This window comes from Maribellus luteus (assembly GCF_003576475.1).
GTDB classification, from domain to species: domain Bacteria; phylum Bacteroidota; class Bacteroidia; order Bacteroidales; family Prolixibacteraceae; genus Draconibacterium; species Draconibacterium luteum.
Map to the genome: position 1 here is coordinate 148,515 of NZ_QWGR01000005.1, position 24,653 is coordinate 173,167.

General features: G+C 43.3%; 18 protein-coding genes. 4 read left to right on the forward strand and 14 right to left on the reverse strand.

All coding sequences use genetic code 11. The features are described 5' to 3' along the window. Positions 1-20: 20 nt before the first annotated feature. The 3 genes from smpB to uvrB form a co-directional block, all read right to left on the reverse strand. A complete protein-coding gene (smpB, locus tag D1614_RS10845; RefSeq protein ID WP_119437952.1) occupies positions 21-482 on the reverse strand; it encodes an SsrA-binding protein SmpB in 462 nt (153 codons plus the stop codon). Positions 483-526: 44 nt separating this feature from the next. Continuing rightward, positions 527-1,096, reverse strand: coding sequence for a Yip1 family protein (locus tag D1614_RS10850; protein WP_119437953.1), 570 nt, complete (start codon positions 1,094-1,096; stop codon positions 527-529). 118 nt (positions 1,097-1,214) lie between these two features. Then, positions 1,215-3,245 carry an excinuclease ABC subunit UvrB gene (uvrB, locus tag D1614_RS10855; protein WP_119437954.1) on the reverse strand — a complete coding sequence of 677 codons (2,031 nt, stop codon included), beginning with the start codon at positions 3,243-3,245 and terminating at the stop codon, positions 1,215-1,217. Positions 3,246-3,369: 124 nt separating this feature from the next. Between uvrB and D1614_RS10860 the strand changes: the two genes are divergently transcribed. Continuing rightward, positions 3,370-4,074: a hypothetical protein gene (locus D1614_RS10860; protein WP_119437955.1), complete on the forward strand. Its 705-nt coding sequence runs from the start codon at positions 3,370-3,372 to the stop codon at positions 4,072-4,074. A 21-nt stretch (positions 4,075-4,095) separates the two neighbouring features. After that, positions 4,096-5,727 (forward strand): hypothetical protein, encoded by a 1,632-nt coding sequence (locus D1614_RS10865; RefSeq protein WP_119437956.1) that lies wholly within the window; start codon positions 4,096-4,098, stop codon positions 5,725-5,727. Here D1614_RS10865 and D1614_RS10870 read toward each other — a convergent pair whose 3' ends face one another. Next, positions 5,728-6,336, reverse strand: a complete 609-nt coding sequence (locus D1614_RS10870; protein WP_119437957.1) for an HAD family hydrolase — start codon at positions 6,334-6,336, stop codon at positions 5,728-5,730. A gap of 109 nt (positions 6,337-6,445) precedes the next feature. Between D1614_RS10870 and D1614_RS10875 the strand changes: the two genes are divergently transcribed. After that, on the forward strand, positions 6,446-6,865 hold the full coding sequence (locus D1614_RS10875; RefSeq protein WP_119437958.1) for a hypothetical protein: 420 nt from the start codon (positions 6,446-6,448) through the stop codon (positions 6,863-6,865). Positions 6,866-6,898: 33 nt separating this feature from the next. Then, a complete protein-coding gene (locus D1614_RS10880) occupies positions 6,899-7,354 on the forward strand; it encodes a YybH family protein (protein WP_119437959.1) in 456 nt (151 codons plus the stop codon). A gap of 13 nt (positions 7,355-7,367) precedes the next feature. Here D1614_RS10880 and D1614_RS10885 read toward each other — a convergent pair whose 3' ends face one another. The 10 genes from D1614_RS10885 to D1614_RS10930 all read right to left on the reverse strand — a co-directional run bounded on the left by D1614_RS10885 (position 7,368) and on the right by D1614_RS10930 (position 24,626). Next, positions 7,368-8,054 (reverse strand): ABC transporter ATP-binding protein, encoded by a 687-nt coding sequence (locus D1614_RS10885; RefSeq protein WP_119437960.1) that lies wholly within the window; start codon positions 8,052-8,054, stop codon positions 7,368-7,370. 324 nt (positions 8,055-8,378) lie between these two features. Further along, a complete protein-coding gene (locus D1614_RS10890) occupies positions 8,379-9,344 on the reverse strand; it encodes a carboxylesterase family protein (RefSeq protein WP_119437961.1) in 966 nt (321 codons plus the stop codon). A 76-nt stretch (positions 9,345-9,420) separates the two neighbouring features. Continuing rightward, positions 9,421-11,790, reverse strand: coding sequence for an ABC transporter permease (locus tag D1614_RS10895; protein WP_119437962.1), 2,370 nt, complete (start codon positions 11,788-11,790; stop codon positions 9,421-9,423). A gap of 117 nt (positions 11,791-11,907) precedes the next feature. Next, complete coding sequence (locus tag D1614_RS10900; protein WP_162304471.1) at positions 11,908-12,933, reverse strand: ABC transporter permease; 1,026 nt, start codon at positions 12,931-12,933, stop codon at positions 11,908-11,910. 161 nt (positions 12,934-13,094) lie between these two features. Further along, on the reverse strand, positions 13,095-14,297 hold the full coding sequence (locus D1614_RS10905) for an ABC transporter permease (RefSeq protein WP_119437964.1): 1,203 nt from the start codon (positions 14,295-14,297) through the stop codon (positions 13,095-13,097). Positions 14,298-14,410: 113 nt separating this feature from the next. Beyond that, positions 14,411-16,801: an ABC transporter permease gene (locus tag D1614_RS10910; RefSeq protein ID WP_119437965.1), complete on the reverse strand. Its 2,391-nt coding sequence runs from the start codon at positions 16,799-16,801 to the stop codon at positions 14,411-14,413. A 411-nt stretch (positions 16,802-17,212) separates the two neighbouring features. Next, complete coding sequence (locus D1614_RS10915; protein WP_119437966.1) at positions 17,213-19,579, reverse strand: ABC transporter permease; 2,367 nt, start codon at positions 19,577-19,579, stop codon at positions 17,213-17,215. 259 nt (positions 19,580-19,838) lie between these two features. Then, entirely contained in the window at positions 19,839-22,223 is a 2,385-nt protein-coding gene (locus tag D1614_RS10920; protein ID WP_119437967.1) for an ABC transporter permease, read from the reverse strand. A gap of 219 nt (positions 22,224-22,442) precedes the next feature. Continuing rightward, on the reverse strand, positions 22,443-24,047 hold the full coding sequence (locus D1614_RS10925; RefSeq protein ID WP_119437968.1) for a DUF4932 domain-containing protein: 1,605 nt from the start codon (positions 24,045-24,047) through the stop codon (positions 22,443-22,445). Positions 24,048-24,206: 159 nt separating this feature from the next. Continuing rightward, positions 24,207-24,626 carry an endonuclease domain-containing protein gene (locus D1614_RS10930; protein ID WP_119437969.1) on the reverse strand — a complete coding sequence of 140 codons (420 nt, stop codon included), beginning with the start codon at positions 24,624-24,626 and terminating at the stop codon, positions 24,207-24,209. Between the last annotated feature and the right edge of the window lie 27 nt (positions 24,627-24,653).

Sequence of the window (24,653 nt, forward strand, 5' to 3'; positions counted from 1 at the left end):
AATGAAATCCGATGAAAGGATTAAAATTTCATCATCCGGTCGATATCGCGTTTGGCGTCTTTTTCTTTTAGCGTTTCGCGTTTATCGTAGGTTTTCTTACCGCGTGCCAGTGCAATTTCGAGCTTTGCCAAACCACGGTCGTTCACAAACAACTTAACCGGCACAATGGTGAATCCGGATTCCTTTACTTTTTTGGCCAGCTTATCCAGCTCTTTCCGGCTAAGGAGCAGCTTGCGGTCGCGTTTGGCAATATGGTTGTTGCAGGTTCCGAGTTCGTATTCTGAAATGTGCAGGTTGATCACATACAACTCGTTGCGCACAAACTGGCAATACGAATCGGTTAAATTAACCTTTCCTCCGCGGATGGATTTGATCTCGGTTCCCACCAGTTTCATACCCGCCACAAAGCGCTCCACCAATTCGTATTCGAAGGTGGCCTTCTTATTTTTGATACTTATATTTTGCTTTGGTGCGTGTGCCATTTTTTAATTATTAGTTTACGTGTTGGTGGTCTGCATTATCCTTATTAATAATACGCATTCAGCAGCTTCGACAAGAACACACTTAAAAAACTGAATACAAAAAAGTTAACCACAATGGTGATTAATATATAACTGCTTTCCTTGTTTTCGGGTAAAGTTAACAGGTTGCGGGCTCCTACCCAAAACAGGTAAAAGCTATACACTCCCAGTATGTCGAGAACATATAAAAACGGGAACATTCCGGTAAGCAGCGACACCAGTAAAATGGGAGTCATGGAATAAACCACCAGCTTCCGGGCTGCCGCAGCATCCTTTTCTCCGCCGAAAGTTTTCATTAATTCGGTGGTAAAAAATACCCCCAGAAAATACATCAGCACAAAAAGCATGATTTCGCGAATGGCTTTCAGCAGCGGGTATTCGATAAAGAAATCGGTTCTTTTAAAGAACTCGCCAATAAAAACCGCCACTGCTACCGCCAGCACAATGGGCAACATATATGTCAGCCACAGTTTTGCGCCGCTCTCTTCCTTGTCTTTTTGTGCCTGCCAAAACTCTTTTGGAGTAAACAGCAGTTCTTTCACCTGGGCAATTATGTTTGAAAATGAGAATTCCATCCCTGAAAATTTGCTGCAAAATTACACTTTCTATCAAATTTAGGAAATTTTTCGATCGACAGTGATGCGTTAAGAACAGCCACACAGCGTACATTCCACCTCTCATACAGGTAGCTCTTTATTTTTCCAGCTCTCTTCTCCGCTCCTGAAGGATGTTTTGCAAGGCAAACATTTCGTCACGCAAACGGGCGGCTTCAATAAAATCGAGCTCTTTGGCAGCGGCTTTCATCTGCTTTTGTGTTTTGTCGATGGCTTTTTCCAACCCGTCGATACTCATGTACTGCACCACCGGATCGGCCGCAATATCGGGCTGTCCCATTCCACCATCGTATTGAGGTTGTTTGTCGCTGCGGTATTCGTAGCCAATGATTTCGCGCGTTGGTTTTACAATCGCCCGGGGCGTAATATTGTTTTCTTCGTTGTATTTCAGCTGTTTTTCGCGCCGGTAATTGGTCGAATCAATGGTTTTCTGCATCGAGACGGTAATCTTATCCGCATACATAATCACCATCCCGTTGAGGTTACGTGCCGCACGCCCCGCCGTTTGGGTAAGCGACCGTTCGGAGCGCAGAAACCCTTCCTTGTCGGCATCCAAAATAGCTACCAGCGAAACTTCGGGCAAATCGAGCCCTTCCCTCAACAGGTTAATTCCAACCAGCACATCAAATTCACCTTTCCGAAGTTGCTCCATAATTTCGATCCGTTCCATCGTATCCACATCCGAGTGAATGTAACGCGTTTTCACGCCCATGTTCAGGAGGTATTTCGAAAGCTCTTCCGCCATCCGTTTGGTCAGCGTGGTTACCAGCACCCGCTCGTCCTTTTCAACCCGCAGGTTGATTTCGTGCATCAGGTCGTCGATTTGATTGGCACTGGGCCGCACATCAATAATCGGGTCCAGCAAGCCGGTCGGGCGAATGATCTGCTCCACCACCACACCTTCGCTTTTTACCAGTTCGTAATCGGCCGGGGTAGCACTCACATAAATTACCTGGTTCACCAGCCCCTCAAATTCTTCGAAACGCAAAGGCCGGTTATCAATGGCTGCCGGTAAACGGAATCCAAATTCCACCAAATTCACCTTACGCGAGTTATCGCCGCCATACATCGCCCGTATCTGCGGAATGGTAACATGGCTTTCGTCGATCACTGTCAGAAAATCATCCGGAAAATAATCGAGCAAACAGAAAGGTCTTGTACCCGCGGCCCTTCCGTCGAAATAACGTGAATAATTTTCAATACCCGGACAGTAGCCCAGTTCACGCATCATTTCCATATCGTATTCGGTGCGCTCCAGTATCCGCTTGGCTTCAAGTGGTTTCCCAATTTCCTTGAAAAAGTCAACCTGCTTCACCAGGTCATCCTGAATCTGATGAATGGCCGCTTTCATCCGGTCTTTGGTAGTCACAAAAATATTGGCGGGATAAATGGTTACCTGTTCCAGCCGTTCAATGGTTAAACCGTCAGCCGGGTCAAAACTGCTTATTTCTTCAATCTCATCACCCCAGAAAGTGATGCGGTAAGCCACATCGGCATAAGCCGGGTAAATATCCACATTGTCGCCTCTCACCCTGAAATTTCCACGCTGAAACTCGGCTTCGCTGCGCGAATACAAGGCATCTACCAGTTGTCGGAGCATGGCATTCCGGGCAACCTTCTCCCCCACATTCACCGTGGTTACATTGGCATGAAAATCTTCGGGATTACCGATACCGTACAGACACGACACCGACGAAACCACAATTACATCGCGGCGCCCCGACAGAAGCGCAGAAGTCGCACTCAGCCGAAGCTTTTCAATATCCTGGTTGATCGAGAGATCCTTCTCGATATACGTATCGGTAGTTGGCAAATAAGCTTCGGGCTGGTAGTAATCGTAGTACGACACAAAATACTCCACCGAGTTGTTCGGGAAGAATTGTTTCATCTCGCTGTACAATTGCGCTGCCAGGGTTTTATTATGACTCAAAATCAGGGTGGGTCTTTGCACTTTTTCGATGACATTGGCCACCGTAAACGTTTTACCCGACCCGGTAACCCCCAGCAAAGTCTGAAAGCGCTCGCCGCTTGTAATACCGTCAGCCAGTTGCACAATTGCTCCGGGCTGATCGCCAGTTGGCTGATAATCTGCTACTACCTTAAAATCCATCCTGCAAACTTACAAATTGATTTTCGAAATAAATTAAGCAGTGCTGTTTTGAATGCTTTTTCATAAGTTTGCATATGAACACCAGATGTTCGTTATTTGTTGGACGCTTTAAAAACTCTTTTTTATGAAAAATTTTCTTAACCTCTCTGCTTGCGCGCTGCTCGTTTTGCTTTTTTATTCGGCAGCCGGACAGGAAGGAACTGTACGTACGTATGAAAAACCAGACACCAGAGGCCTGTACCTTGGAGGACAAGCTTCGACCAACGGATTTGGAGGTACTGCACGCTATGTGTTTAACAACTGGTTTTCGCTAAAAACCGGCTACGAAACGCTTTCGCCTTCCTTTGACGTTGATTTTGAGGAATACGGAATTAATTACGATGCCACACTGGATTATAAAACAGGAGGCATTCTGATGCTTGCCGATTTCAATTATACCCGAAATCTGTATATCTCTGCCGGAATTATCTTTACTTCCTTTAATCCTGAAGTAAAAGGTTTTGCGGTCAGCGATTACCAGTTTGGAGACATTACCATTCCGGCAGAAGACATTGGCACATTTCAGTTTGAAATTGAGCCGAAGTTAAAAGCTGCTCCCTATGTTGGCGCAGGTTACCAGGCATTTTTGGGCAAAGCCAACCGTGTGGTTTTCAGCTACGAGATGGGCTTTTACTACATGGGAGCTCCCGATCTTACAATTCAGGCCGATGGTTTGCTTTCGCCTACTGCCGATCCGGCACTGGGGCACGAACAATACCTCGAAAGCCAATTCGATGCGTATAAAATTTACCCCATCCTGAAGTTTAATTTAGCTGTCAAACTTTTTTAACCTGCTAAAATTTACCAGATCATGAAAAATTTCATTCAACATACACTTTTAAAAATTTCGCTCGTAGTGGTTCTTTTCGCGTCGCTTGGCGCCTGCGGCGAAATGTTTGACGATCCGTTCAAAGACAAGGAAACCGGCGAAGACGTTAACATTCTGATCGTGGATTTTAATTTCTTTACCACCCGCATGTCCTTCAAATTTATGGATGTAACAAACAACCAACTGATTACCCAGGAGGCGACAATTACTTTTACCGGGCCAAACGCCGGCGACATTGTAACATTTGCCGGGGAAAAAGAAGCGCAACACCTGACATCGCAGGGACAACTTGAACTTACCGTTGATCCGAACGTGGAATTCTCAGCGTCTTCTCCGCTCGATTTTACTGTTCATGTGCAGGTAGAAGGCTACGAAGATTTCACCCAGAATATTCAGCTCAACAGCGAAGGCAAAAAAACATTCGAACTCGTGTTATCTCCCGTTTCCGGAGGTGAAGAAGATGTACTGGACGGCGAAGAAGATGGCGGCTCGATCATTTTTTCGGTGATGCCTACAAAATCAGCCGCAATTGCATCAGAAAAACCTTACCGGGTCAACTATTCTGTTACCAAAGAAGACATGGTGAAATTTACGGATGCAAGTGGTCAGAAAATATTTAATTCGGAGAACGAACTGATGGCTGCCTACAAGCAAAACCCTTCCGGCTTCTTTCAACTGACAGTGGATATAAAAACCGGCTTCCCGACCACTGCCGAGAAGATCTGGAACAACGAAACAGCAACACTGGCCCTGTTTAGCAAACTTGAAACCGGCAACGTAGTTTCATTGGCAATCGACGGGCACACCGTTAAAAACCTAAACGGCGGCGTGATTACCCAGCTTTGTTCTTACACCGGAACACCTGAACCTGAGATTTTTGGTTTTGCACAATTTCAGAACAACGCCTGGAACATTTCGGCTGAGCCGGTCAACCATACATCGCTCAATATTTCCTATGTTCTGGTCCAAGCTTCAACCGATGCGCTTTGCAGTTCGGGGGCCAGCATAAAATTCGCGTCCAATTCCAAATCCAGTTTCTCGGTTGACGCCGACATTTATGATGCCGAGGGAAAATTGATCCGTACCAATAATTTCAAAGGAAATTTCCCGGAAACCTTTGTACTGGAAAATGTTCCGGAAGTAGCAGCCAGATTGGTTTTCAGAAACAACAACCCGGCTTTCAAAGAAATTGCGCCACTGGAAGTTTCGAGCCTTTGCAGCGGAAACTACGAAGTGGATGTGGATGCAGCCGATGGTTATGTGGAATACGAAGTGGTTTTAAAAGCCATTTGCCCCGATGATCTTTCGGTGGCCGTTGCGCCGACTTACAGCGGTGAAATGCGCATCAAAAACAGCAACGATCCGTGGCAGGGAATTGACATGAAAGGCGGCGTTGCCAACGTTCTTGCCAAACCCGATCAGGAATACGAATTCCGCTTCCTTTGGAAAGATGCCTGGGAAAGTTCAAGTTTTATAACTGAATTTGATGCCAACGGCAACTATCTCAACAACACCGATTCAAGTATATCTTCCATGCTGCTTGAAGATGGCCGGGTGAGAATAAAAATCATCCACGAATTTGAACAAAATATTTGTGACGACCTGGGCTGGTAATTACACCAGGCTGAAGTCCATTTCATAAAAGTCATTAACGGAAGTAACCATCATGCCGGCAGTTCGCGCTGCCTGCATGCCAGGTTCGCCGTCCTCAAATACCTGGCAAAACTCAGGGGCAACGCCCATTTTTTCGGCACATTTCAGAAATGTTTCAGGGTGTGGTTTCGGATGTTGAACATCGTCGGCTGAAACCAGGATATCCACATATTGGTCGATCCCGATAATTTGCATGGTTCTTTCAGCCAGCCTGCGATAGCCGCCTGTACCAACCGCCATCGGTAATTTCCCGTGGTATTTTTTTAGCAAAGCCACCACCGGTTCCACGGGTTTCATTTTATGCATTATTTTTTCGTATTCAGCCTCTTTCTGATGCCCTACTTTTTCGGGATCCATTTGAACGCCAAAGATTTCATTGTAATGCGCTATGGTTTCCACTGCCGGAACACCTGCCAGCGACATAAATAGTTCAGGCTTCAGATCCACTTTGTATTCTTTCAGCACATTCCGGAATGCCAAAAAGTGAATCGGCATGTTATCGGCCAAAGTGCCGTCTAAGTCAAAAATCAGGGCTTTCGTACCCGGGTATATTTCCAGTTTCTTTTCCATTTTTATGCAGTTTCAAAGTCCCGAAATTAAACTTTTCAACATCGGTAAGTGATAGTGTTTTAAGATTTCAGAAAATTTTTAAACTTTGTTCCTCTTAACTTAACATTCAATGAACGAAGTATTTTTGTACACATTTCCTCAATGGCTGGTGTTTGCCGCACTGTTTGTAATCATTTACGGATGGGTGGAAGGAAAAAAGGTCTTCCGGTTAACGGGGCACGGAATTTTCATTTTACTGGGCATTTTTGCCCTGGTTGTTTTGCTGGGCGACTACCTGGCAGCGGCACACTACTTAAGTCCGGAAGAAGTTGCCAGTGAAGAACTGGAAGAAATCGTGACCAACGAAGTCCCGCTGGAAGCAATGTTGCTGCCGGCCTACTGGAGTTTTCTGCTGACAGGAATACTGGCAGTTCCGTCGATGATACTCGAATGGAAAAACAGGAAAACGGCCCGCACTTTAACCGTGCTGACAGGTTTGGCGGCCTTACTTGGTTTTTTTATCGTGGTTGGGGCACTGCGTTCGGTTTAAATCAATTCTGCAAAAACAATAAATCCGGTAATAATGAAAAATACAGTCCTGTTTTGTTTTCTGATGGGTATTACGGTTTTCTTCGGATGTGAACCGAGCACTCAGAAAGGTACGCCCGAACAATGGAAACAGGAAATTCTGGATACCGAGCGGGATTTTGCAGCGATGGCAGCGAGTGAAGGAATTCCGGCCGCATTTGTTGCCTATGCAGCCGACGATGCTGTTCTGTTACGAAACAATCATCTGATAATTGGCAAAGAAAACCTGCAAAAAAGCTTTGCCGGTTCTCCGGCTAAATCGTCCAATGTAGCACTTAGCTGGACTCCCGATTTTGTGGACGTTTCAGCTTCCGGCGATTTGGGCTATACCTACGGAAAATACATTTATACCCTTATCGACTCGGCGGGTGTAGCCCAACGCGACACAGGTGTTTTCCATACCGTGTGGAAAAAACAGGCAGATGGCATGTGGCGCTTTGTGTGGGACTAAATTGCCGAAAAGCCTATTTTCGGTTCACTACCGGGAAATCTTCCTCCACCAGACCGTCAATTAATTTTACAATGCGGGTTCCGTATTGTGCATTTTCTTCGGAGTGAGTTACCTGAATAATCGTCATCCCTTCTTCGTTCAGCTTCTTTAACAGTTTCATGATCATTTCGCCCTGTTCCGAATGGAGGTTGCCCGTTGGCTCGTCGGCAAGCAATAATTTCGGGTTCCCGATAATGGCCCGGGCAATGGCTACCAGCTGTTGCTGCCCCCCCGAAAGCTGGCTCGGAAACAGATCTTTTTTGGCCACAATATTAAAACGATCGAGTAAATCGGCCACCAGCGCTTTTCGCTCCTTCCCTTTCACTCCGCGGTATACGAGCGGGGTTTCAATGTTTTCATACACATTCAGCTCGTCAATCAGGTGAAATGCCTGGAAAATAAAACCAATGTGACTGCGGTGGTATTGTACCTTTTGTTTTTCCTTTATGCGGTGTGCAGGTTCGTCCCAGAAATAGTACTCTCCGGCACTTGCCTCATCCAGCAAACCAATAATGTTCAGCAAAGTAGACTTGCCGGCTCCACTGGGCCCCATTACCGAAACAAATTCGCCTTGTTTTACTTCGAGGTTAACTCCTTTTAGAATGAATGTCCGCTGAAACCGCGAATCGTAATACCTGTCGATGTTTTTAAGATTGATCATACACTTTTCTATTATTTCTGAGCGCACTCCGGAAGAATGAGTTCCGGGCAATTTCCTTCGTGTACCAACTTCAGTGCCTTTCTGCTAAAACAAAGATAATCAGAAGCATTCCGAACAAACAGGAACAATGAATGTAAAAATATTTGACAAAATATGTATAATTTTTTTACAATGCTCTTACTCGTAGCGGAGAGCTTCCACCCGATGTCGAATAGCAGCCCGCCGCCAGCCTTATTGTTTTCGATGTATAAAAACAGAAAAGAAGAAGCTCGTTATGTTTTAACTAATAAGCATAATAAAACAGATGCAAAAAATTCACCCTGATTATTTTATTTTTTCTATCTCGATAATTTTATCCTCAAATAATTTAATCCGGTCAATCTTCCCTTCCTCATTTCTGTTAAAATGAAATTCGATTGGTTGATTCTCATCAAGAAAAAATATGGTTTCCGATGCGGGTTTTAACTCATGATTTCTGTTATTTACCCGGGCAATCAGCTTCCCGTTTTCGACCAGAATATTAAATGGGGTTTCTACTCCTCCTTCGCGCAACAGGTATTCCCCGGCATAATCCTGGTATATGACTGTATCAATCTCCACCTGCTTGTAACGAAATCTTTTTTGCTGAAGAAGCCAGTCATAAAGTAGAGAATCGTCATAAGCTTTTACCCACGAATCGTGGCCAACGCCAGGATAAACAGTAAACTTCACGGTCTTGTTATAGTTTTTAAGAGCATTCACCATCTTTTCTGACGAACTTAAGGGGACAACAGTATCGTCAGCTCCGTGGAAACACCAAACAGGCATATGTCTTAATTTCCAAATATCTTCTGCATTTCCGCCTCCACAAATCGGCGCGATTGCCGCAAACATTTCAGGATGTTCCATTGCCAGTTTCCACGTTCCAAAACCGCCCATACTCAAGCCAGTCAGATAAACTCTGTCAGGATCAACCCGTTTGGTGCTTATCATATTTTGTATGAGTTTGTAGAGCATATCCGTATTCCATCCCCGCCGTGCCTGTGGTGAAACAACAATAAAAGGAAACTTATGTCCTTGTTCAATCATCATGGGAGGTCCATGGACTTTTACTTTTTCAAGATCGATTCCCTGTTCCCCCGCGCCATGAAGAAACATCATTAAAGGCCATTGTACCGTAGTATCGTTTTCATAACCTTCCGGCATATAAAGCAGATAATCTATATCAACTACAAATCGTTCGTTGGTCTGTTGACCCTTTGCCAAGTAAGCCAAAAACAGAACCGAAAAAAACAATAACTTTATTCGCATAGCTTCATAGTTTTTAGGATACTAATTTAAGTGATTCTTCTTTCTTAAGTTGTTTTCGGGAAAACAATACTTTTCTTTATTCATACCGCAGCGCCTCCACCGGATTTTTTGTGGCTGCTTTAATTGTGAGATAACTTGTGCTTACTAAAACGATGAGCACCAACACCACCGCACCAAGAGCAAACACCCAGGGCTGTGCCGGTAGTTTATTGGCGCTGGGTATTTGGTTGTACACAAACCACGCCGACGGAAAAGCAATCACCAGCGAATAAACGATCAGCAAAAAGTACTCGCTGTTTAGCAGGTTAAAAATGCGAAGCGGAGAGCTGCCGTTAATCTTCCGAATACCGATCTCTTTAGTACGGCGCGATACCGAAAACGACACCAGTCCAAACATTCCGACGATGGCCAGCAAAATATTCAGGAAAGTAAAAAAGTAAAGTGTTTTGTTTACCGAATGGTAGATCTGAAAAGCGTTCTCGGAATTAAAAGCTGTAGGCACATCACGTATCTCAAACGGATCGTTTGGAAAGGTTTCACCAAGACTGGCAGTGAGAATTTCACGCGCCTTTACCTGGTGCTGTTCATTCACCCTGAAAGCCAGTATCCATTCACCCGAAATTGTATTCGGAGCCAGCAGCAAAACAGCCGGATCGATTGGATTGTGCATATCCTGGTAAACAAAGTTGCTTACCACACCCACTATCGTCAGGCGGTTATCACTGATTCGCTTCCCGATCGGGTCGTCCCAGCCAAAACATTTGGCCGCCGACTCGTTTATGATACAGGCTTTTCCCTGGTCTCCCGGAAAATCGGGAGAGAAATTCCGGCCGGCTATTATTTTGGCCTTCAAAACCGACAAATAATCGTAACTGATTTGATTAAAGCGACAGGTAATTTTTTCCTCCGGATCGTTGCCTTCCCAGTTCGTCATTCCACCGCCAAAGCTAACAAACGGCAGGTTTCGCGACATTGAGACCTCTTTTATTTCAGGATGTTGCAAAATCCGGTCTTTTAGCTGATCAAACATCACTTCGTTTTCCGACACATTTAATTTGGCATACAACAGCCCCTCTTTTTCAAATCCCAGGTCTTTGCCAGTCACGTATTTTATCTGCATCGCAAAAGAAAGTGTCAATACAATCAGAAACAAAGAGATGGCAAACTGAAAAGTTATCAGCACCTTTTTTAAACTGAATGATTCGCGCTTTTTGTTGAAGAAACTGCCTTTAAACAAGGCGGTAATTTTGTGCGAGGCCAGAAACAGTGCCGGATACAAACCCGAGAAGATCCCGGTCAAAACGGCGATCCAGATTGTTCCCACTATAAACAGCCAATCTTTCCTCAGATTCAAATCCAGCTGTTTGTCAACCACATTTGCAAATACAGGCAACAGCAAATCAGCGATAAAAAATGCAACCAGCAACGAAAAGAGCGATACCGCAATGGTTTCACCCAGAAAATGAAAGATCAATGATTTACGGTTACTCCCGATCACTTTCTTTACCGCAACTTCCTTGCCCAGCATGGAAGCTTTTGCCAGCGAAAGATTGATGTAATTGAATCCGGACATTACCAGGATAAATAGCCCGATCAGGGCAAACAACCTCAAAACAAACAGGTAATCGTTGCGGTCGTTAAAATTGAGGTATACTTTTGAAAGCGGACACAACTCCAGTTTTTCGTTCCGGATGTTTTCGTACTCTCCAAACAAATCACGAATCTTTGCTGCTGCCTGTTCCGCGCTGACGCCGGTTTTCAGCATTGCGTAGGTCATGCAGTCGCCTGTCCAAACATCGTCTCTCGAAATATTCTTTAGCGGTTGCAAAGTCGAAAACGAAATAATATAGCTCGGTCGTACGCTCGAATTATAAGGTTGGTCGCGGTAAACACCTGCCACTTTCAAGGGGTATTTTTTATCCAGCAATACCGTTTTGCCATGAGCCGGCATCTCACCGAAAAGGTTCTTCGACATGCTTTCCGAAAGAACAACAGAATAAGGTTCAGCCATGGCTGTTTTTGGGTTCCCCGCCATAAACTGATAGGTAAAAACATCAAAAAAGCAGCTGTCGGCATAAATGCCTTTGTCGCTGAAAACAGGGTGTTCTGCCTCCGCAAAAAGGAAAGCACTTCCGTTCTCGCGAATCACGGAGACTTTCTCAAATTCAGGGAATTTATCCTCGATAAAACGGGCTGTAGCCGGCCTTGAATGGGGAGAGATATCGTTTCCGTTGTTGGCATACAGCGCTTTTTCCATGTGACGCTGCACCCGGTAAATGCGGTCGTAATTCCGGTGGCTCTTATCCCAGCTTAATTCAAAGCGCACAAAAAGTGAAATCAGGATGAAAGCAGTAAACCCGAGGGTGAGCCCCAGCACATTGGCCAGCGAATAGATTTTGTTCCGCTTCAGTTTGCGCAGCCAGAGTTTTAAAAACAGGAAGTTCATTTCAATTCTTTTTGGTTGTTGATCGTAGTATTCATTTCATCAGTTTAATCATTCCCCAGGATGTTTACTCATATCGCTGCGCTTCCATCCACGGGCAGTTAGGATCTTCGCCCGCTCCTATTCATACCGCAGTGCTTCGACCGGGTTTCGTGTGGCCGCCCGCCAGCTTTGCCAACTTACGGTCACAGCAATTATTGTAACTATCGTAATAAATACGATGCTATAATCAAGAAATGATAATGCAATTCCATTTGTTTGGTTACTCTTAATAATGTGACCGATACCGATAGACACGGGAAAACTTATCAAAACGGAGACAAGTACTGTTTTTAGTAGTTTTCCGTTAACAAGAACCAGTACCTTCTCTGAAGATGCCCCGTTAACTTTCCGGATTCCGATTTCTTTAACACGTTTGCGGATAGTAAGAATTGAAATACCCAAAAGTCCGGAAAGCGCAATCAAAAAGCTGAAAATTGATGTTACCAAAATAAGATTCCTTATTTTATATAATTTCTGAATAAAAAAATCATTTTCTATCTCTTCATTCAAATAATGAATTGATAATGGCATATCATCAAATAAGTCCTTCCCTGTTTTTTCCAGTTCAAGTATTGTTTTCGGCTGGTCTGCTGGACTTATCTGCACAAACATTGCATTAAAATCAGCGGGATTAACGTTGAATATTGCTCCTTTGGAACTGTCATAATTGGGGCGATATGAAAAATCGTTTAATACACCAACGACAACTCCCGTTGAACTGGGAGTTAAATTCCCGTTTTCACCTGAGTACAAAGTAATGCTCTCTCCAATGGGATTTTTTAGTCCTAATTCTTCAACTGCAGACTTGTTCAGTAAAAATCCTGATCCATGATTTCGAGTTAAAGAGTTTCCATCCACCATACCAATACCAAATGTTTCAGGGAAATTAGTATCAATTGAAATATAGTTATATCGTACAATTTCCCGCTCCCCAATACCTAGGTTTATACTGCCTGTACCTGAAACTGCTGGTATGTTAGAAGAGGCAGTTACAGAAATAACTCCTGCAATTTTTTCAAACTCACTTTTTAGAATCTGATAGTTATTATTAGCTTCCTGAGTTTCTAATTTTATCAAGAGTAAATCATGGGTATTCATCCCCATTTCCATACTTGTAAAATGATCGATTTGCCTTGAAATATGGAAAGTAACCAGAACCAGTATTATTGATACAGTAAATTGCGAAACAACTAAAAATGACCTGAATATTTTGTCGTTTGCCGCTTTTATTTTTCGGTTAATTGCATCAACGGGGTTTATTCCGGCTACAATGTAGGCTGGATAAGCTCCTGCGAAGACGTTACTAGCAGAAGGACAAAAGATGCTGCAACAATGTATCTAAAAAAATCAATCTGCATTTGTCTTCCAAGCAAAGTTGTTATATAAGGAAGAAATATCTGTACGATCAAAATTGAAAGAAACACTGCGGTTAATGAATACAACCAGTTTTCTAATACAAATTGAGCAAACAACTGATTTCGTTTAGCCCCAATTATTTTTCTGACACCAATTTCTTTAAATCGCTCGCTCATTTGAGCTATAGCAATGTTAATAAAGTTAAAACAGGCAATCATAACGATTAGCACACCCAGAATACTAAACAAAACAATAACCGGCTTTGTAAATTTTGACAAATTAGGTTCGCCAATAGTGGCTTGCGAGGTACTTTCGAAATGAATTGTTTGTAGCGGTTCTAAAAATAGCTCAACAGATGTATAGGGCCCAAGTGGAATATTTTTCTCGGAAAATTGTTTCAACTTCTGTTCAGTGTTTGAAGGGGCTGCTTCTTCCCGAAGCATGATATAGCTATAGATGTTTTCATCAAACAATCCTGTATTGTTTTCATCAAAATGTGGGAAGAAAGTGTTTATTGCATCATACGAAGCAAGGATATCAAAACGAAAATGGGAATTATCCGGGATATCGATAATTCCACTAACCATCAATTGGTGGTTATCATCCAGAAATTTTCCCAAGGGGTTTTCGTTTCCAAAATATTTTTGGGCAATCCGGCTGCTAATTACGACAGAATTACTTTCATGCAATGCCACATCTGGATTTCCTGCAAGCATAGCGAATGAAAACATTTGCAAAATTTCCGGATCGGCGAAAAGAAACTTTGGTTCTTTTATGCGTTCGTTACAATGTAAAATTGAAACATTTCCCATCCATGCAATGCGAGTAGTATTCTCAATTTCGGCAAATGACTCCTCCAACATTGCAGTTAAACTATTGCCAGTTCGGGCATTATCAAACTTCCCGTAACGTGGCGAATCCATGTGATATGCTACCCTAAAGATGCGTTTCCCTTTTTCATGGTAATTGTCGAAACTATTTTCAAAAGAAATGTAGATATAGATTAGAAAAACGATCGATAAAGCGACAGCAAGTCCACCTATTTTTATTAGAGAAATGCTTGTGCTTTTCTCAAAATTGCGAATTATCGTAAAAATGTAATTTCTAAACATCAGCTTTCTTTTTAGTTTTCATAAGTTCCCGTGAAGATTTTCGCCTTCTCCCTAATTGTTTTACCCAATAGTCGTAGTTTTCAATCCATCATTCAAATCATAGTACAGACAATTTATTCATACCGCAAAGCCTCCACCGGGTTTCGGGTAGCAGCTTTCCACGATTGAACGGACACGGTTAACAATGCAATTCCCAAAGTCAGCAACCCTGCCAACACAAAAATCCACCAACTCACCCCGGTTTTATAGGCAAAACTTTCGAGCCATTTATCCATCGCCAGCCAGGCAAGCGGTGTTGCAATTACAAACGCAATGATCACCCACTTTACAAAGCTCCGGTTCAGCATCGAAAGAATCTCGCTTACGCGTGCACCGTTCACTTTGCGTATACCGATCTCTTTTACACGTTGCTGTGCTACCAGCAGTGAAATTCCCAGCAATCCCATCGAACTGATAAAAATGGAAATGATCGTAAAAATGCTGAGCAGCCGGGCCTGTAACAATTCTGTGCGGTACACATTCCGGTAAAGTGCGCCTACGTGCTCGTAAGAAAACGGGTAAGCCGGAAACAGGTCTTTCCATACCGACTGCACATCGGCCAAAGCCTCCCCGCGCATGCCGGGCCGGTAGGCAACCACAAAATTGAGCAGCCAAAGCTTATCGCGCTTAAACATTACCAGCGGCCCCACCTTCTTTTTCATACTCGAAAGGTGAAAGTCTTTTACCACCCCGGTTATTTTTCCGGCAGGTAGCTGTATACCCGGATTGGGTGAATTCAGCCGGAAACTTTTACCAACAATATCGGCAGCAGAAGTCGATTTCAGCAAATGCATGGCCGTTTCGTTGATAATGTATTCACCCGATCCTTCCACATCGGCATTGTTATCCGTGAAATTCTGTCCTCCCAGAAACTCGAGCTTAAAAATTTCAGCAAACGAATAATCGCAGGGAAAAACGCCAATCCTGCTTTGCTGCTGATCGTCTGAAGGTTCCAGTCCCTCCAACTCATAGCCAAACATATCGTTGGCCTCTCCCCCGGGAGGCTCCATCATGGCTGACACCGATTCGATCGCCGGATGTTTGAGCAGTTCTTCTTTAAACAATTCAAACTTTTCCTGCACACTCGCGTGCACCGATTCAAAACAGATCAGGTTGTCGTCCTGCGCTCCCATCGAATTGTCGAGTGCAAAATTGGTTTGCCGTGCAATCACAATCACGGCAACAATCAAAACAATGGCAAAGGTATATTGGGTGATTATAATTCCGCGGCTAACGGAAATATTGTTGCGTTGAAAAAGGTTCCTGTCGGGACGGTACATTTTTTCGATGCTTTGCCGCAGCATCGGCTGGAGCCCGGCCAAAACACCAAGAACACTGAAAAGAACCACCACCACGACCATCAGCACTGAATTGCCGTGGAAGAGATTCATCCCAAAGTTTTTCCAAATTATGGCGTTTACAGGAACAGCCAGCAGAAAAGCGATGAATACGGAGGACAGCACAATAAAAAGGCTTTCAGCAAAGAAATACTTCAGGTTCATGTGGGGAGTAGAACCCAACACACGGTTAATCGCCACAAAATTTGCGTTAAAGCCCGACATCCCGAGGTTCAGGCTGGCGTAGTTACTCATCGAAATCAGCAATAAAATAAGAGCCGCAATCGCCAACACGTAAATATTGGTCATATTGCCATTGGACTCTATTTCGCGCAGTTTATCCGAGTGCAAGTGAATGTCGGTAATGTTTTGCAGAAAAGCGGTCGACTTAATTTCGTTTTCGTTCTGCCCGCTCACCTTGGCTAAAAACGCCGCATAACCGGCAGAAATGGGTTCGGGACTGGCATTGGGTTTCAGCAGCAAATATGTAAAGGCCCACCAAGTGATTTCGCCCTGCGCAGGAGTTGTAATCAATTCGGGATGAAAATGGCTGTTTTGCGGGAAATCTTTCATTACGCCTTTTACCGTAAAATCGGTTCTATCGGCGTAGAACTGTCCGGCGGGCAACGAAATGGTTTTTCCAACCGGATCGGCCTTTCCAAATACTTTTTGCGCAAACGACCGGGTGATCACCATTGAACCGGGCTCTTCCAGCACCGAGTTTTTATCACCCACCAGCAGCGTTGCATCAAACACCTCGAAAAAGGTGCTGTCACAAACAAAGGCCTCGTTAATGGAGTAATACTGTTCGTTGTGCATCACCACGCCTCCCCTCATCGGCGCCAGCCGTACATAATTTTCAATACCCGAAAAGTTATCGGCCAGATCGGGTACTTGCTCCGAGTTATAAACCCGGGCAAAATGATTGTTGCCAAAATACGTCGGATTGGTCACCGTGAAACGGTAAATACGGTCGGCCTTCGAATGAAAAGCATCATAGGTAAGTTCGTTTTTCAGAAAAAGGGCGATAAACAGAATGCCACTTAATCCGAGCGCCAAACCCAGCACTTTTATAAAATTCAGAAACGGCCGCTTTTTAAAATTTCTAACTACAAACTGAAACAGCATATTTTTTTTTGCTTTTAGTTTTATTCACCCCTAAATTATCAAAAAAGCACTTTTTGACTTCTTTGACCGGTGCGCTATAAATTGTCGGTATATTCTTTCCAGGAAAATTAAATCAAAAGCGGTGCCTTTCCTACAAAAACCATATTACCAACCCCTTACAAAAGACACAGTTTTTAAAGGTGTCCATTTTTTTGACAAAACGTGTATAATTATTTGTCAAACCATCTGCTGTCATTGGTCCGGAACTTTGATTTTTATGATTTCATGATAGACTTTGATGTTTGCTGTCCATCACCCTTTTAAATTGCAGGTTTTTGCTTCCAAAGTTCATCAATAGCCTAACTTTCATTGCCTGGCATTTTTGTTTCAATCAAAGTATTCATTTCATCAGTTAAATCATAGTTCCAGACTCTACTCATAGCGGAGAGCTTCCACCGGATTCCGTGTTGCTGTCCGCCAGCTTTGCCAGCTAACGGTTAACAAGGCAATTCCCAAAGCCAGTAACCCGGCGAGCACAAAAATCCACCAGCTTAGTTCGGTTTTGTATGCAAAATTTTCGAGCCAAAGGTGCATGGCATACCAGGCTACAGGCGTGGCCAGTACAAGCGCCACAAATACCCACTTCAGAAAATCCCTATTCAACATCTCAATAACTTCGGTTGCGCGGGCTCCGTTTACTTTTCGGATTCCAATTTCCTTGGTGCGTTTGGAGATCGTAATCAACACAATACCAAACAATCCCATAACAGCCAAAACGATGGCAAGAAATGAAAAACCGGTGATCAGCTTTGCCTGGTTTTGTTCACCGGTGTAAAACTGGTTGATCTGGTCGGTTAAATAACGGATGCTGACAAGGGACTCGGGCGAAATATGCCGGATAAGATGTTCCGTTTCGCCAATGATTTCAGCATCGTGTAATCCATTGGTTTTTATAGCCAGCAAGCTCATTTTCTCAGGGTGCTGTTGCAAAATCACCATTGGCTGAATCAGCGAGTGAATGGAATGTGCGCTAAAATCCTTCACAATTCCACGTATGGTAAAACCATTGAGCAAATCCCCTGCTTTTAATTTGTACTGCAAAGCAGCCGATTCGTTAATGATAATATTGGTCCGGTTATCTGCCTGAAACTCGCCAAAACATTCCCCGTCTATCCATTCCATGCCCAGCAGATCGATCATCCCCTGTCCCATTATCAGCCCGTCAAAACGAACACTTTCGTCTTCTGTACGCAGGTTCACCGGAAGAAACGAATCAAAAGGTGGGATAAAAGACGAGCCGGCAGTTTTTACCACATTCGGATTTTTATCCAGCTCATTTTGCAGCATCCTAATTTGTTTCTGCAATTCCGGTGTATTCAGCTCGCAAATCAGAATATTCGTTGGATCGATGGCTTTAAAATTGGTCAATCCGTAATTGATCTGCTTTTTGAAGGTGAAGACACTTACAATGAGAATGATGAAGATGGCAAAATGAAAACTTAGAAACGAGTGGCTCAAGCTGTATTTTCCGGGACTGCGATTTAGTTTTCCCTTTAGTAAAACCACCACTGATGTTCGCGACACAGAACTGCCAATTGATATTCCGGAAATAGTTCCGGTGAGAAAAAGAAGGACAGCAAGAACCGCCCAGGTTTGCCATAGACTAAAAACTTCGCTCCCCACTGTTTTGCCAAGTGTTGAATTTACAAACGGAATACCCACGATTACCACAATGGCAGCTGGCAGCAGACTTAAAAAAGAAACCAGGTTTGATTCGAGTAACACCTGTTTTTGAATGGTTGCATTAGATGCTCCCAAGGCTTTTTTAGCTCCCATTTCGGTAAGCCGGTTCAGGATTTTTGCTTTTGTAAGAAAAACATAATTGGTAATGGCTATCAGTAAAATGGCAAAAGCAATGGCCATGTAGTATTTTAGTTCGTTTGCGTTTCCTGCCCGGCTGTAAAGATTTCCCGACAAGCCGGCTGACTCCAGATAAATATCGGCAACGGGCTGAAGCCGGTAAGTTTTGTCTTTGTACTTTTCAGTATCCAGCGATACCATGTGCCCCTTGATTTTTGCACCAAGCACTTCGGGATCGGCATTGGGTTGTAAAAAAAGATAAACGTAAAAAGAGCGATTGTCCCAGTTACGGTAATCGTCTTGATTGGAACGATAGTCGCCGAACATACGTTGAGAAAGGCCAAAAACCTCTTCTGAAAGATCGATGTTTCCCACAAATTCAGGCCGAAGCGTAGAATTACCTGGAAAATTGTTGTAAACGCCGCAAACAGTCAGCGTCCGAAATTCATCTTGTAGTTTTAGCAATAGAGTTGATCCAAGCGCATTTCTTGACCCAAAATATTTTTCGGCCATATCTTCCGAAAGAGCAATCTCAGCATTCGACACTGCGGGAACTCCGTATCTGAACCCGATCCCCATGCGTGAATACATATTAGCATCAGCAAATGCAAAAAAGTCTTCTGCGATAATCCGGTTATCCACGGTCTTTATCTTAACATTGCTTGTTTGGTAAAACCTGAAAAAATCGGCGATCTCTGGTATATTGTTTTTAAGCGCGGGAGCCATGGGATAAGGCAGCCGCGGGTCTGTTTCATCAAGCAGCCGATAAGCTGACTGATGCTTGGGAATAAACTTATCGAATGAATGTTCGTGAATAAACAATACTCCTAAAATCATTATGCATCCCAGTCCAATTCCCAAACCCAGAATACTGATTCCGGATTCTGTTTTGTTTTTCTGAATGTTTCGAAAAGCGAGTTTTAGATCCATTAAGTTCATAGAAGGTATAATTTTATTTTTCAACTAAAGCCTTAGTTCAAAAATAATGCCCTTTTATTACTTTACATAAAATCAGACTAATAAAAAGATTCTTTCCTTCTTATTGTACTAATTATGGACAGGAACTGTATAAATTTTTGTCGTTCAATTTTTGTTCTGAATTTCCAAAAAAGCATGGAGAGTAACTCTCTCGTGCTTGTTGACCAGTAACACTCCAATTAATACCCAATAGAAAAACGAATATGAAATTCACTTTCCTCTATTCGTAGCGGAGAGCTTCCACCGGATTTCGTGTTGCTGTCCGCCAGCTTTGCCAGCTAACGGTTAACAAGGCAATTCCCAAAGCCAGTAACCCTGCGAGCGCAAAAATCCACCAGCTTAGGTTGGTTTTGTATGCAAAATTTTCGAGCCAAAGGTGCATGGCATACCAGGCCAGAGGAGTAGCGATCAGAAATGAAATGACCACCCATTTGACAAAGTCTTTGTTCAAAAGTGCCAGTACTTCCGAAACTTTCGCTCCGTTTACTTTTCGCACTCCAATTTCCTTGGTTCGTTGCTGCGAGATGTACAGTGAAAGCGCGCTCAACCCGATCATGCTGATCAGGATCCCGAGAAGCGAGAAGGTTGACAAAATCCGTCCCAGAATAACTTCGGCCTTGTACTGACTGGCAATATTTTCATCCAGAAAAAAGTAGGTAAACTCCTGCCCGGGATAGTAGTTATTCCATACTTTACGAATAGCAGTCATCGCTTCTTTTATGTCGCCCTTGTTTAAACGAACGTGCGTAAAACGTGCGCGAGTGTTTGATTCGCCTAGCAAAAACATAAAATCGCCAATGGCCTCGTGTGCCGAGCTGTAATTAAAATCTTTGGCCACACCCACAATCTCAACCCGGGTCTGATCGGGCTCCAGCTCCTGGCTATGCGTGTAGGTATTTAGCGCCTCCATGCTTCCGTGGCGTTCCATCAAGCGTCTGTAAAGATGTTCGTTAACGATCAGTCCTTCAACTGTATCTGCCGAGGTATTGATCCAGTTTTCCAACAGTTGAATGTGCATGGTCTTCAAATAGTCGTAGTTGGCAAAAACAAATTCAGCTGTACCGTCAATTCCAAAACCTTCGAGGTTATGGCTTTGAGCCGGGTAACCAAAATGCTGGGCGGTAAACCCCACCGACTGTATCTGACTCTGTTTCTTTAACTCAGCAGCAAATACCGACGGGTCTTTAGCCAGATCTTTTATCTGAAGAACCACTACATTTTCTTTATCAAATCCAAGAGGTTTCTGCTGAATAAAATTCATCTGTTTATTTACCAGGAAAGAGGAAGAGAGCAAGACGATTACCACAGTGATCTGCCCCACCAATAACGCTTTTAATACAAAACTTTCGGAATACCGGGCGTTTTGTTGCATTAAAGTGGTGGGCGATGATTTTCCGATGAGAAAAAAGCCCACAAAAACGGCGGCCAGCACCAAACAAACAAGCAGCACCCCCATAACACTGAGGATTACAACAGGTTCGGAGTAGTAAATATCAAACTCAATTTCGAACCACTTGTTGATGAAGGGTTTTAAACCCTCAGCCATCAAAAGAGACAGAACAATTCCGGCACTACTAAACAAAAAAACTTCGGCCAACACCTGTCCCGTCAACTGGCTTTTTGCAGCCCCCGCGGTTCGTTTCAGGCCCAGTTCTTTGGATCGTTTTATCAGTCGTGCAACTGTCAGGTTGATAAAATTCAGCATCGAAACCAACAGAATAACAAACGAGACGGTCATAAAAAGTCCGATGTTGATTTTACTGGAGTTTTCCTTTAACTCAAAGCGGTAATCCGATTTCAGATGAATATGCTGCAATGGCGTCAAACTGAAACTGTAGTCTTTGGGTCCACGCGTTTGTTTGAGTTCACTGGCATCGAAAAACGCAAGAACTTCTTCGGCCACTTTCTGCGGAGATGCCCCCTCTTTCAAAGTGACATAATTGTACACCCACTGAATTTTACGATGGGGCAACAAAGTAAAGCGCTCTGCGAGACTTCCTTTCTGAGATAGCAGTATTTCATAGTTAAAGTGTGTTTTGGGGTGCGTATCTTTTACCACTCCCCTGATCTCGTATTCTCCCAGGTCGCGTATATATTGAAGCGCCTGAACATCGATCGTTTTCCCCACCGGGTTCACGCCCTTAAAATACTTTTGAGCAAAGCTTTCTGAAACAAAAGCAACGTTCGGTCGATTGATATCTGCCAAGTCACCGATCAGGCACTTTACCTCAAACATTTTTGTAAAGCCGTCATCTACGGCCAAAATATCGTTTTGCTGAAAAGCATCTTCCCCTATTTTTATGTTACCTACCGGGCAGTGCGAAAATTGTGTCGACTGTTCCACTTCCGGGATATTTCGGACAGCTTCGCCTACTATCCCCATGCTTCGCGCCCAGGGATCGCCGGTTCCTTCCGGAACAGAAATCACCCGGTAGATATTTTGATAGTTCGCAAAATGTTTATCGTAGCTTTTTTCGTTGGCCACATACAAAAACAGCATCAGAAACGAAGTAATACCAATCACCAGCCCTAAAATTGTGACTAAGGTGAAAAGAGGTTCTTTCACCATTTTACGAAGCATCATTTTCAGATTATAGCCGATCATAATTTTTAGGTTTTAAAAGTTTATTCTAAAATATGGTCTAAAGTTCCTTTGTGACAACCAACCTTCCACTGGTTTTAACCCCTAAATCCCTTAAAGAGGCTTTGAGCCCGTTTCTCTTAATCAGCACCGGATACCTACCTCTTTTGCGGTTCTCCCTTTATTCTGAAACCAATCGGAACAAAATCTTCCACTCTGGCCATATTCTCCTTCGTTATTGTTTTAATTGGCAGGGAACTCCCACTGTTCTTTATTTTTCACGTACGAACCCACCTGAAGAAGTTTGTCTATATCTTCAAAAACCAGGTAATCTGCTTTTTCCTGAATCATTACTCCTTTTAGGTTCTGGTTGCGAATCGCGGTATTGATCAGCATTCCGCGACGGCTATTTTGCGGATTTGGAACGCAGGTAATCAAACGCAAATTTTCGCCCACAAATTTTTGATCGGTATAGATCGTATCGGCCTCAATTTGAAAGGGAAATAAAGTACGATGCGTTTTCAAATACAAGTTACTCTCCATTGTGCCGTAAGCCATGATCCATTTATTCGAAAGATCTGTTTTTAAAGCCGTTGTATCAGGATACAAAACGGCGAGTTCTCCTTTCATTTTACATATCCTTGATGTGTAGTCAAAAACACTTTGCAAGCCAGACGCATCCGCTCCACTCGTCGGATAAATGATTGCAATATCCCGCTTGCCCAACACCTCCTGAATAGGGCCAGTAAAAACAGGATTGATCAGGTCTTCGTTGTTTGAACGGGAAAGTGAGTCAAAAACAGCCATCAGCTCAGGATAGAATTGAGTGAACGTACTATTCTTTGTATCCCGCTCCTGCTCAAACTGTTTTAATTTTTTCAGAATTGGTTCGATGTAAACAAAACGACGCGATTTTTCCATTTCCAAAAGATCTTCAGCAGCTATTTTCTCTCCCATCGAATAAAGCATGCAGATATGAGCAGCCCTTACAATGTGTTCGTTGATACAGGTGATCCATCGTCCGTAACTTATCGCGCTCATTTCTTTTTCAATCGGGCTAAACAAAGCTGAAGTCGCCTCAACCACCGGCAGGTGATTGTCGGTTAGCGGATTGATAAAGGAATGACTGAACTCGTGGTACAGGTAATTCGACAAACCGTCTTTGCTGTAATACGGAATTCCCTCTTTTATTTTATCCGCACTTAAACACCCGAAAATATCCATGTTGTTTTGCTGATCGCTTACGCGCATCCCGTAACCGCCGTACAACATGGGCGATAAAACAACCGTATAGCTTTTTTTCGATTCGTTGTAATAGGCATTTATTGTGGTAACAGGATCGTAGCCCTCCAGATCATTGGCTGTGTATTCCACCATTCTTTCATAATAAGACAAATGATCCTTCCAAAACTCAGCGAAATTGTTGTCGGATGCAAATTGCATCAGAGCAAGACGATATTTCTCCAGGTTCTCCTCACTGCCTGCGCGTTCAACTGTTCGGGGAGTAAAAGGATGTGTTTGTTCTAATTCAGGTACTTCGGATAAACGCAAAATCAAATCGAGCGGGGCATCCTGTACAAAACCGTGTTCTTTCATCAAATACCTGGTAAGGCGAACAGTTTCTGCTACTGAATCCTTTTCAAAAAACTGCATTACTTCGTTGCTGTATTCAAACTCCCGGTTCAAATAGGGATAACCGGCAATATTCTGCACAACGCACAACAATTCCATACGAGGGTCTACTTCAATTTTTGTCTTTCCAACGTTTTTACAAACCGGCATTAGTTGCTGAGCTTCACCAGGAAATCCCCAGCAAATAAACGCCAAAATTAAGATCAGTTGTTTCATCGGTTTTTATTGTATAATCAAAATCAGTATTAAACTAATTAATATGTCTTACTCCTCCATCAACGAGAGGTCAGAAGCTTTTTTCTCCCTATTCGTATCGGAGAGCTTCGACGGGATTGCGGGTTGCTGCCCGCCAGTTTTGCCAGCTACTTTTTACCCCTAAATTCCCTTTAGGGGACTTGTTCGTATCTCCGATTGGCGTATCAAACATTTCTGTTTTATTATTTCTATTACTTTGTATATGTTTTCCTCAATTTCTTCATTCGTAAACCGAATAACTTCAATTCCCCAATAATTCAATTCTCCAGTTCTTCCTATGTCGTATTCGTTTTGCTCTTTTGATTTATGGATTCCACCATCAACTTCAATTACCAATTTTACAGGATGACAATAAAAATCTGCGACAAATATGTCAATTGGATGCTGTGGACGAAAACGTAACCCCAACACTTTTTTCCCTTTTAAACGCTCCCATAGCAACATTTCTGCTTTCGTCATATTTTTTCGTAGAAACTTTGCTTTTTCGAAAATATGAGCTTTGGCACCATAAAACATTGATACTTTGTCGTCTATTGTCATTTCTATATCATTTTCATACCATGTTCC